Source organism: Hyphomonas sp. (genome assembly GCF_041689225.1).
Classification (GTDB): Bacteria; Pseudomonadota; Alphaproteobacteria; order Caulobacterales; family Hyphomonadaceae; genus Hyphomonas.
This window is the reverse complement of record NZ_JBDNGN010000090.1, coordinates 1-9773: the sequence shown is the minus strand read 5'-3', so window position 1 is coordinate 9773 and position 9773 is coordinate 1. Positions and strand designations below refer to the sequence as shown.

Below are 9773 nucleotides of genomic sequence, written 5' to 3'. Positions count from 1 at the left end.
GGCAACAGCCGCATCATCCTCGAAGCGCCGGGCGAACCCGATGCAACGCGCCTGAAGAGCCTGCTCAGCCGAGACGGCAAGATGACGTTCAACCTGGTCGAAAGCAGCCCTTCAGCGATCGCGGCTGCCGAGAAAGGCGTCGTCAAGCCGGGCTACCGCCTGCTGACTGGCCCTGAAACCGGCCCGCTCCTGGTGCGCAATATACCTGAAGTGACCGGCGCCGATATCGCGACGGCCAGCCAGGGCTATGACGATGGCAACCGGCCACAGATCAATTTCCGCCTCAACGGCAATGGTGCGTCCAAATTCTACCAGACGACCCGCAACAATTCCGGCAAGCTCTTCGCCATCGTGCTCGACGATACGATCATGTCGGCACCGCGCATCAACGAGCCGATCCCGGGCGGCAGCGTGCGCATCACCGGCACGTTCGAGCTGGAAGAAGCGCAGGATCTTGCAGCCATCATCGAGGCAGGCGAAATGCCGGCCAAGGTGCAGTTCCTTGACCAGCGCACCGTCAGCGCCACGCTTGGACAGGATTCGATCCGCGCCGGTGTCCGTGCGTCATTGATCGGCCTGGCACTGGTCGCCTTCTTCATGATCCTGGCCTACGGCCTGATGGGAATCTTCGCGGTCGGGTCGCTCGCGGCCAACATCATTCTCATTGTCGGCGCCCTTTCCGGGCTTGGGGCCACGCTGACCCTTCCGGGCATTGCCGGTATCATCCTCACCATCGGTATGGCGGTGGATGCCAATGTGCTCGTGTTCGAACGCATACGGGAAGAGCAACGTGCCGGGCGGTCGCCACTGACGGCTGTGCAGGCGGGCTACGAGCGCGCGCTGTCGACCATTCTCGACGCCAACATCACGACCTTCATCGCTGCCGCGATCCTGTACTTGCTGGGCTCCGGTCCGGTTAAGGGATTCGCCGTGACACTGGCAATTGGTATCATCACCTCGGTTTTCACGGCCTTCGTGCTGACCCGTTGGTTTACGGTCATCTACCTCAAGGGCTTCAAGCCCAAAAAATTCGCCCTCTAGGCTGGCAGGAGAGACGTTATGCTACTCAGGTACTGGCCCGAAAGCACGAAGATCAAGTTCATGAGCCTGCGCATGGGCGGGGCGCTCCTGTCCCTGCTCATGATTACCGCTTCGATCTACTTCCTCGCCATGCGCGGCCTTAACCTCGGCGTCGACTTTGCCGGCGGCACGGTGATGGAGATCCAGCAGACAGAAACGGTGACCGTTGAAACCGTTCGTGCAGCGATGCCCTTTACGGCGGAAGTGAACAGCGCCGTCGGCACGGATGCGCGCGCAATCATCGTCGTCAAATTCGGTGCCGCCGACCCGTCGAAACTGGGTGACGAATTCACGACGCTCAAGCCCGAAGCGCAAGCTGAGCGCGCGCAGCAGGTGACCAATGACATTGTCAAAGAAACGCTCATGGAAAAACTGGGTCTCACCGATGAAGACTTCCTGCGCGACGATTCCGTCGGGCCGAAAGTGTCCGGCGAACTGTTCCGATCCGGTATCCTGGCCCTTGTAGTCGCGCTTGCGCTGATGCTGGCCTATATCTGGTTCCGGTTCGAGTGGCAGTTCTCGGTCGGCGCCGTCGCTGCACTGGCGCATGACGTCATCATCACGCTCGGGGTGTTTTCCCTGCTGCAACTTGAATTCAACCTGACAACCATCGCGGCCCTGCTGACCATTATCGGTTATTCGATGAACGATACGGTGGTCGTGTTCGACCGTGTTCGGGAAGAGCGCCGCAAATACAAGAAGATGCCGGATCGGCAGGTTATCGACCAGTCGCTGAACATGACCCTGTCGCGCACGCTGCTGACCTCCGGCACGACGCTGCTGGCCCTGTTCGCGATCTTCTTCCTCGGCGGCCCTGTTCTGCGCGGCATGAGCTTCGCGCTGATCTGGGGTATCTTTATCGGTACCTATTCCTCGATCTTCATCGCCTCGTCCATCGTGTTGTCACTGGGCATGGACCTTAACAAGAAGCCAGCCGAGGACGTGACCGGCTTCCAGGGAGTTCGCTAGGCGTCGAGCACGATCGTCCGGTCGCTCAGCGCGCTGATTGCGGTTTGCGGTGAATCTGAATGCACAAGAAGCGCCCGGAAACTTTCCGGCGTGAAGCCGCCTTCAATGATTTTTTCCATCAGGTCGAAGAAAGGTTCCCAGAACCCGTCCTCGTCGAGGAAGGCCATTGGCTTGGCGTGAAGGCCGAGCCGCGCCCAAGATAGAATCTCGACCGCCTCCTCCAGCGTGCCGATGCCACCGGGCAGCACGATGAACGCGTCCGATTCGTCGAACATCATCTGCTTCCGCGTATGCATGTCTTCCACGATGCGGTGCTCGACATCCTCGAAGATGCACTCCTTCTGGAGCAGGAAGCGCGGCATGATTCCCAGCACTTTACCGGCCGATTCATGCGCGGCGCGGGCGCAGGCGCCCATCAGGCCGACACCGCCGCCGCCGTAAACAAGGCGGATGTCCTGCCTGGCCAGTTCGCGGCCCAATTCCTGAGCCAGCGCGATATAGCCCGGGCTGACGGCATCAGAGGCACCGCAATAGACGCAGATGGATTTTAGCTTTGTCATGGTTGAACCCGGCTGTTTGAACGACCCCGACAGATAGCCATTGAGACGCCATCTTGCCAGTTCCAATGTCTGTGACGTTACGTGACAGTCAGAACACGTTTTGTCTTCGGGCGATTCCGCCCCATATGGCCGAGATGACAAAACCGCCTGAAACGACCGAGACACCGGCCAATCACGACAAGATCGACAGTGCCGATGGCGGCATTGGCGTGTCGATCCTGCGAATCCTCAAACTTCTGGGCCGTTCGGAACTCGCCAGATGGCGCCCGGTCATGGCGATTGCAGTCCTCCTGACGCTGGCGGCCTCTGTGCTGGAAGTCGTTTCGCCGCTCGTTCTCGGTCATGCGATCAACCAGGCGGCACCCAAGGCCGGTGTCGCCCCTGCATTCGCATCGGCCGCGCTCTGGCTCTCCATCGGTATCGGCGTGCGCTTTCTCGCTGCCGGCCTGCCGCAGATGCGCGACTTCCTGTTCGCACCGGTCAGCCAGGATGCGCAGCGTGTCGCGAGTGTCGATGCCTTCGGCCATGCCCAGTTGCTGTCCCTGAACTTCCACCAGACCCGCCGCACGGGCGCGCTTAACCGCGTCATTGAGCGTGGTGCTGGTGCCATCGATTACCTGATCCGCTTTCTCGCGTTCAATATCGGACCGACGTTTATCCGGTTGATCCTCGCGTCCATCGCGCTCGGCGTGGCCTATGACTACCGCCTCGCCCTGATCGCCATCGCGACGATCATCATCTACGTCATTACGACGGTGGTCATCACTGAATGGCGGGTACGCCAGCGACGCCGCATGAACGAGGCCGACACGCATTTCCGTGCCATGTCGGTCGATATCCTCACCAATTTCGAGACGGTGAAATCCTTTGCCGCCGAGCGCCGCGAAACGGGCCGCTTCGACACGGCCATGGGCACGTACAATGACCGCTACGTCGAAACCGTTCGCAGCATGTACATCCTGAACGCGGTCCAGGCGCTGGTCATGAATATCGGTCTGCTCGCCGTGCTCGTCCTGTCGACCGCGAATGTCATCGATGGCAGGATGCAGATTGGCGACCTGACCGCCGTCATGCTGATGCTGCTGTCGCTTTATGCGCCGCTGAACATCCTTGGCTGGGCCTGGCGCGAGATCAAGCAGGGCGCTGTGGACCTCGAAAAGCTGTTCGGCCTGCTTTCCATGAAGGCGGACGTGTTCGATGCGCCAGATGCTGTTGAACTCGTCTCGCCAGGCGGCGATGTCAGGTTCGAGCATGTCGGCTTTTCGCATGAGGGGCGCGCTGTCGGCGTCAGCGATGTCAGCTTCCACCTGAAGCCGGGACACAAGATCGCCTTTGTCGGCACATCCGGGGCTGGCAAATCGACGCTATTGAAGCTGCTGTTCCGTTTCTATGACGTCGAAGCGGGGCGGGTTCTCGTTGATGGCAAGGATGTACGCTCGCTGACGCAGGAATCCCTGCGTAACGCGCTCGGCCTTGTTCCGCAGGACGTGGTCCTCTTCAATGACACGATCCGATACAATATCGGCTATGCCCGTCCGGAGGCCACCGAGGATAAGCTACGCGACGCAGCGCGACGCGCCCAGCTTCTCGATTTCATCGAAAGTCTTCCAGAGGGCTGGAACACCCGTGTAGGTGAGCGCGGCCTGAAACTATCCGGCGGCGAAAAGCAACGCGTCGGTATCGCCCGGGTGGTTTTGGCCGATCCGGCCATTCTTGTGCTGGACGAAGCGACGTCGGCGCTCGACAGCGCCACCGAGGAAGCCGTGCAGGACGCGCTGGAGGAGGCCGCAGAGGGGCGCACAACGCTGATGGTCGCCCACCGGTTGTCGACGGTGAAGTCGGCCGACGAGATACTCGTGCTCGAGGCGGGTAGGGTGATTGAACGTGGCAACCATGCAACCCTGCTGGCCAAAGGCGGCAAATATGCTGATATGTGGGAGCGTCAGGCGAAGAATGCCGACCTGGCGCGTGTCGACGACTAGAGTTTGCCCGGGGAAGGGGCCTTTTTGAATGCCTGAAGATCTTGATAGCAAGAGCACGCCGTGGATGAATGTCGGCATGGACTGGGAAGGTGTCGCCGCTGCCCTTGGTGCCCTGCTCGTTGCGCTGTTGCTCGGCGCGCTATGGTCTCCGCTGTTCTGGATCGGTTTCGCCGGTGTGGTGATTGCGTTGATGGCTGCACGTTGGTCTCACCGCACGCCACCGGACCTGGCCAACGGTATCGTGGCACCATGCGACGGTGTCGTCGTGTCGGTCGGTCGCACCGACGCGCCGTCCGAACTGCGCCTTTCCGAATCCAGCACAACGCGTATCCGCATCGCCTCGTCGCCATCAGCCACGAACAAGGTCTACACGCCCATCGCCGGCAGCGTGGAATCGCTGATTTTCGAAGCTGGCGAGAATACCGTTCCGCTCGCCGCCCGAGCTGACGATGACGGCTTGGCTCGGGCTTTTCTTACCTTCGAAAGCCGTGGACAGCAGGTCGGCGTCCGCCTTGCGTCCGGCGGTTTCGGTCCGCGGATCGATCTCGCGACGGAAGCGGGGGACATCGTCCGCCTCGGTCGTCCCTTCGGTACGCGCAGGCTTGGCGGCTGGTGTGATGTATTCGTCCCGAAGGAAGTCGGCCTGCTGGTCTGGCCGGGGCAAACGCTCGTCGGCGGCGAGACCGTCATGGGCCGTCTCAAGTCGCAGGGCGATACAGATCTGTTCGACGGGATGACGGAAGAGGACGCTGACGACGAACCGGAGCTTCAGGTCGATGACGACTCGCGAGTTGAGGCGGAAGACGAGGACGACGACGAATATCCGTCACCCGAAGATATGGAGACGCCCGATGATCCCGCCGTCATACTGGCACGCCTCCGGGAAGCATCACGTCGGCACGACGACTAGTCGTCGGCCTCTTCCTGTGGGCCGCTATTCATCCAAGCGAACAGGGGCTTCAGCGGCACGATCCAGCCAAATCCGGCAATGATGTAGAAGACCAGCTGCAGCCAGCGGGGCCAGCTGCCGATCATGCCGGAAAATGTCCCGACGAGAAAAATCCACAGCGCGATGAAGGCGAGGAGGATAAGGCTGGCGACGGGTTTGCGCATGGCAGTTCGGGGCTTTCCTTAGCTCGGGTGATGGACGCTGCGACATGGTTGCCTCTTGCCGCGCCGCATGGATCGTCCATCTAAGCGTCATGTTCCCAATAGGCAAATCCCTTAGTGCCACACGCTGGATGCGCAACTGGCTCGTGGTCGTCGGCGTGCTTGTCTATGCGATGATCTTGATTGGCGGTGCCACGCGCCTCACAGACAGCGGCCTTTCGATTACCGAGTGGGACCCGATCAAGGGCGCTTTACCGCCGCTTTCGGGCGCCGCCTGGGCCAGCCTGTTCGAGAAATACCAGCAGACTGCCGAATACCGGTTACAGAATTCCGGCATGTCGCTTGGCGACTTCCAGCAGATTTTCTGGTGGGAATGGGGACACCGGTTCTTCGGGCGCCTGATCGGTGTTGTCGCCATGTTCGGCTTTGCCATCTTTGCGATCCGGGGCTGGCTCAGCCGCGCCCTCGCCACACGGTTCGTGATTCTCATACTGTTGGGCGGCCTGCAGGGCGCGATCGGCTGGTGGATGGTCTCCAGTGGCATTGGCGAAACGACCCGCGTCGATGTGGCTCCCTACCGGCTCGCTACGCATTTCATGCTGGCACTGCTGATCATCGGCTATACCGCCTGGCTGTGGCTCGATATGGGTGGCAAGGCGCGCGAGCCCTTATCCCGGCCAGTGCGACTCGTCGCGTGGGCGCTGCTCGGGCTGATTGTCCTGCAGATGGCAACGGGCGCGCTCGTCGCCGGGCTCGATGCCGGACGTACCTACAATGATTGGCCCCTGATGGCCGGCGAGTTCGTGCCGACATCGTATCTCGGCGAGGGCCTCGGCCTGCGCAGCCTGTTCGAGGGCCGCGCCACCACCCAGTTCAACCACCGCATCCTGGCCTATCTGATCTGGGTGCTGGCGCTCGCCTCGGCGTGGATATTCCGGAAGACATCCCTCAGGGGCGGCTTCACGGGTCTTGCCGTGCTTGTCAGCCTGCAAGCCGTCTGGGGCATCGTGACACTGATGAACGCCACTCCGATGAACCTGGCGCTGTTGCACCAGGCCCTCGGCGTGATCGTTACCCTCGCGGCGGTGCGGCTGGTCTGGCGCGCACGCGGTTCCGGTCAGTTGGTCGACAGTGTCAGCGCGCTCGCATCTACGAATACCGCATGATGCTCGCCGGGTGCAGTCTCACCCGCAATCACGATCAGTCCGCCCGGATAGCCGCCCGACATCATTGTACCCATGGCGGCCATGGCGACTGGCGTGTCTGGTGCAATCACGGTGATCCCGTCCTTCACGTCGATCTCGGCATTGGTCATACCCATGTCGGTCGAGATGCCGAGCTTGCCGTTTTCCAGAGATACCAGGGCATCAAGCGGGCCGCGCACCAGCGAGGCCGCCATCGATGCGCGCGGCGAGGCCACGAGCGTATCGCTGGTGAAGGCGCAGGATTTGACCGGGAAGTCGGTAAAGGTCGACTCACCCGCCGTCCATTTCAGGTCTCCATCGGTTGCCCGAATGATGCCGTTCTGTAGCACGCGATTGTTCGTTTCGGTCCAGAAGGCGAGTCGCATCAGATTCGTTCCTGTCGCCGGACCCGAACATACGCCGGCGATGACACGTTCGGCGCTGATGGGAAGGTCAATCTGGGCAGGCGCCAGCAGGCCCTCACCATAGATATAGCCTTTCAGCTCGCCCTCACGGGTGATTCCCGGGAAGACAGTGATCGATCGGTCTTCAATGATGGATGACTGGCCGCCCGCCAGTGATTTCAGGCGAAAATTGGATTTTTCGCCCAATTTCTCGGCTTCCATGTCGTAGAATTGCAGGCCGCCATTTTCGTAGGCCACGGCCAGAATGCCGCGCAGGCCGCCAGAGAGCGCGATCGACGCGACTTCGCCTTCCAACGGGCGGGTCGACCAGACGGCGGGAAGCACGGTCCCTGCAGCGATCACGGGGGTTTCAGCCTCGGTTTGGGCTGCCTTGTCTTGTTTTGAACAGGCCGATGCCGTAAAAAGCAGGGCAAGGCCAAGCCCAGCGTTGACAAGGGGGGAAGCGGCGCTTAAACGCCAGCGCTTGAATTGCATTCCATGAACTCCGAAAGCGAGAGGCTCTGATTAGAGCGATGAAAACCTATAACGCACCAGCAGATGTGGAGCACAAGTGGGTCGTGATTGACGCGACTGACGTCGTCATCGGACGCCTTGCTTCTTATGTCGCAAAACGCCTTCGCGGCAAACACCGCGTCGACTTCACGCCGCACATCGATACAGGCGATCATGTCGTCATTATCAACGCGGAGAAAGCCAAATTTACAGGCAAGAAGCTGACGGACAAGATTTACTACCGTCACACCGGTTATCCGGGCGGTATCAAGTCGACGACGCCTGAGAAAATCCTGAACGGCAAGTATCCTGAGCGCGCCATCCAGATGGCCATAAAGCGCATGATGCCGAAGGAAAGCACGCTCGCCCGCACCCAGTTCGGAAAGCTGCGCGTCTATGCCGGTTCCGAACACCCGCACACGGCACAACAGCCTGAAACCGTCGACTTCAAGTCGATGAATCGCAAGAACATCAAGGCGGCCTGATACATATGACCGATACAGCAAACTCCCTCGAGGAACTTGGCGCCATGTCCGGCGCGCCGGCTGCGGAAGCGCCAGCTATCAAGATCGAGCCAAAAATCGACGCTCAGGGCCGCGCCTATGGCACCGGTCGCCGCAAGGAAGCCACTGCACGCGTCTGGATCAAGCCGGGTACCGGCAAGATCACGATCAATGGCCGCGACCAGGAAACGTATTTCGCGCGTCCTGTCCTGCGCATGGTTATTGCCCAGCCTCTGATCGAGACCGGTCGTGATACCGAGTTTGACGTCATCGCCACCGTCAAGGGCTCCGGCCTGATGGGTCAGGCCGGTGCTGTTCGTCACGGTATCTCGCGCGCACTCGTCAACTACGAGCCAAGCCTGCGCGCCGTGCTGAAGCCATTCGGCTTCATGACCCGCGACCCGCGCGTTGTTGAGCGCAAGAAGTACGGCAAGGCCAAGGCCCGTCGTAGCTTCCAGTTCTCCAAGCGCTAAAACCGCATTTCGGTTTTCAGATACCCGGCGGGCGCTTCGGAGACGAAGCGCCCGTTTTTTATTGTCCTGTCTTGGGAGGCGACCATGTTGCCAAAGGTTTTCATAGATGGCGAAGCCGGCACGACCGGCCTGCAGATTGCCGACCGGTTGCGCCAGCGTAGCGATCTTGATGTGATCTCGATTGATCCTGCCATGCGCAAGGACGTCGATGAGCGCGCCCGTCTCATGAATATGGCTGACGCCGTGATCCTTTGCCTTCCGGATGATGCCGCCCGCCTTGGCGTGTCGCTTGTCACCAACAAGAACACGATCATCATCGACGCCTCCACCGCGCATCGTACGGCTGCGGGCTGGACCTATGGCTTCCCGGAGATGGACAAGGGCCAGCGTGCGGCGATCCGGGCATCGACGCGCATCTCCAATCCAGGCTGCTATCCCACTGGCGTGATCGCGCTGGTGCGCCCACTCGTGGCGCGTGGCCTGCTGCCAGTATCGCATCCGCTGACCGTGAATGCCGTGTCCGGCTATACGGGCGGCGGCAATGCGATGATCGCGGAATTCGAGAATGGCGATGCGCCAAATCCCACGCGCGACAATTATCGCATCTATGGCCTCTCGCAGAAGCACAAGCATCCTCCGGAAATGATGCGTTATAGCCGGCTCGCCAACCTGCCTGTGTTCGCGCCGGCCGTCGGCCGGTTCGCACAGGGCATGATCGTGGAGGTGCCGTTGGCGCTTTGGGCCCTGCCAGGCAAGCCCAAGCGGGCGGCCCTGCACGAGGCCCTGGCGCATGCCTACAAAGGCGAACGCTTCGTGCGGGTCGTGCCACTGACCGAGAGCGACAGGTTGACAGGGCTTGAGCCCGAAGCCTGCAATGACACCAACCGGCTTGAACTCTACGTCTTCGGCTCGGATGACCAGGCCCGCCTCGTTGCCCGCCTCGACAATCTCGGCAAGGGCGCGTCAGGCGCAGCGGTCCAGAACCTCAACATTGC

11 protein-coding genes are annotated in these 9773 nt (G+C 61.0%); 8 read left to right on the top strand and 3 right to left on the bottom strand.

Going from position 1 to position 9773, the window contains the following annotated elements; all coding sequences use genetic code 11:
- Positions 1-1041, top strand: a 1041-nt coding sequence (secD, locus tag ACESNB_RS08375; protein WP_373006219.1) for a protein translocase subunit SecD, incomplete at its 5' end; no start/stop codon positions are given.
- A gap of 18 nt (positions 1042-1059) precedes the next feature.
- A complete protein-coding gene (secF, locus tag ACESNB_RS08370; protein ID WP_373006217.1) occupies positions 1060-2049 on the top strand; it encodes a protein translocase subunit SecF in 990 nt (329 codons plus the stop codon).
- Here the strand turns inward: secF and ACESNB_RS08365 are convergent.
- On the bottom strand, positions 2046-2609 hold the full coding sequence (locus ACESNB_RS08365; RefSeq protein WP_373006215.1) for a TIGR00730 family Rossman fold protein: 564 nt from the start codon (positions 2607-2609) through the stop codon (positions 2046-2048). The genes secF and ACESNB_RS08365 overlap by 4 nt on opposite strands.
- Before the next feature lie 125 nt (positions 2610-2734).
- On the opposite strand from ACESNB_RS08365, the gene ACESNB_RS08360 reads away from it, so the two are divergent.
- Both ACESNB_RS08360 and ACESNB_RS08355 read left to right on the top strand, forming a co-directional pair.
- Positions 2735-4591 (top strand): ABC transporter ATP-binding protein/permease, encoded by a 1857-nt coding sequence (locus tag ACESNB_RS08360; protein WP_373006213.1) that lies wholly within the window; start codon positions 2735-2737, stop codon positions 4589-4591.
- Positions 4592-4619: 28 nt separating this feature from the next.
- A complete protein-coding gene (locus ACESNB_RS08355; protein WP_373006210.1) occupies positions 4620-5501 on the top strand; it encodes a phosphatidylserine decarboxylase in 882 nt (293 codons plus the stop codon).
- On the opposite strand, the gene ACESNB_RS08350 is transcribed toward ACESNB_RS08355, so the two are convergent.
- Positions 5498-5704 (bottom strand): DUF2842 domain-containing protein, encoded by a 207-nt coding sequence (locus tag ACESNB_RS08350; RefSeq protein ID WP_373006208.1) that lies wholly within the window; start codon positions 5702-5704, stop codon positions 5498-5500. The two genes, ACESNB_RS08355 and ACESNB_RS08350, sit on opposite strands and share 4 nt — an antisense overlap.
- A gap of 128 nt (positions 5705-5832) precedes the next feature.
- On the opposite strand from ACESNB_RS08350, the gene ACESNB_RS08345 reads away from it, so the two are divergent.
- Complete coding sequence (locus ACESNB_RS08345; RefSeq protein WP_373006206.1) at positions 5833-6867, top strand: COX15/CtaA family protein; 1035 nt, start codon at positions 5833-5835, stop codon at positions 6865-6867.
- On the opposite strand, the gene ACESNB_RS08340 is transcribed toward ACESNB_RS08345, so the two are convergent.
- Positions 6819-7784: a hypothetical protein gene (locus ACESNB_RS08340; RefSeq protein ID WP_373006204.1), complete on the bottom strand. Its 966-nt coding sequence runs from the start codon at positions 7782-7784 to the stop codon at positions 6819-6821. The genes ACESNB_RS08345 and ACESNB_RS08340 overlap by 49 nt on opposite strands.
- A 38-nt stretch (positions 7785-7822) precedes the next feature.
- Here ACESNB_RS08340 and rplM point away from each other — a divergent pair, with 38 nt between their 5' ends.
- From rplM to argC, 3 genes are all read left to right on the top strand, one after another.
- Positions 7823-8287, top strand: a complete 465-nt coding sequence (gene rplM / locus ACESNB_RS08335; RefSeq protein ID WP_373006202.1) for a 50S ribosomal protein L13 — start codon at positions 7823-7825, stop codon at positions 8285-8287.
- A 5-nt stretch (positions 8288-8292) separates the two neighbouring features.
- Entirely contained in the window at positions 8293-8778 is a 486-nt protein-coding gene (gene rpsI / locus ACESNB_RS08330; RefSeq protein WP_373006200.1) for a 30S ribosomal protein S9, read from the top strand.
- Positions 8779-8862: 84 nt separating this feature from the next.
- The coding region (argC, locus tag ACESNB_RS08325) for an N-acetyl-gamma-glutamyl-phosphate reductase (protein WP_373006198.1) at positions 8863-9773 on the top strand (911 nt) is incomplete at its 3' end.